Origin of the sequence: Streptomyces sp. DH12, assembly GCF_020873895.1 — a bacterium.
Lineage (GTDB): Bacteria > Actinomycetota > Actinomycetes > Streptomycetales > Streptomycetaceae > Streptomyces.
Map to the genome: position 1 here is coordinate 1 of NZ_JAHWGT010001709.1, position 384 is coordinate 384.

General features: G+C 74.0%; 1 protein-coding gene. It reads right to left on the reverse strand.

Annotation, left to right across the window (positions count from 1 at the left end):
- Positions 1-384: ATP-binding cassette domain-containing protein (locus LPA54_RS41850; protein ID WP_228985568.1), on the reverse strand; the 384-nt coding region annotated here is incomplete at both ends.

The following is a 384-nucleotide window of genomic DNA, read 5'->3' on the forward strand; positions in this document are numbered from 1 at the left end:
GCGCTCGGCGACCTCGTGCAGATAGCCGCCGTCCAGGGTGGCGATCATCTCGTGCGCGCCGACCGCGCGGGCCGCGGCCTCCACCTCGGCGTCGGTGGCGTCGGGGCGGCCGTAGGCGATGGCGTCGCGGACGGTGCCGGGGAAGAGATACGCCTCCTGCGGTACGACGCCGAGCCGGTGCCGGTACGCGGTGAGGTCCAGGTCGCGCAGGTCGGTGCCGTCGACGGTGACCCGGCCCGAGGTGGGGTCGTAGAACCGGGCGACCAGCTTGACCAGGGTGGACTTGCCGGCACCGGTCTCGCCGACGAACGCGACGGTCTGCCCGGCCGGGACGGTCAGGTCGACGGCGGTGAGCGCCTCCTCGCCGTCGCCGTAGGAGAAGTG